Origin of the sequence: Halorubrum aidingense JCM 13560 (assembly GCF_000336995.1) — an archaeon.
Classification (GTDB): domain Archaea; phylum Halobacteriota; class Halobacteria; order Halobacteriales; family Haloferacaceae; genus Halorubrum; species Halorubrum aidingense.
In genome coordinates this window covers 1-215 of sequence record NZ_AOJI01000007.1, presented here as the reverse complement: position 1 = coordinate 215, position 215 = coordinate 1, and the positions used below count along the sequence as shown (strand labels likewise).

Below are 215 nucleotides of genomic sequence, written 5' to 3'. Positions count from 1 at the left end.
GAGACCCCCAAGGGGAAGCGAAGACCCTATAGAGCTTTACTGCAGGCTGTCGCTGAGACGTGGTCGCCGATGTGCAGCATAGGTAGGAGACATTACACAGGTACCCGCGCTAGCGGGCCACCGAGTCAACATTGAAATACTACCCGTCGGTGACTGCGACTCTCACTCCGGGAGGAGTACACCGGTAGCCGGGCAGTTTGACTGGGGCGGTACGC

General features: G+C 59.5%; 1 rRNA gene. It reads left to right on the top strand.

The annotated features are described in order from the left end of the window. Positions 1-215 (top strand): 23S ribosomal RNA (locus C461_RS15930); the annotation flags it as partial.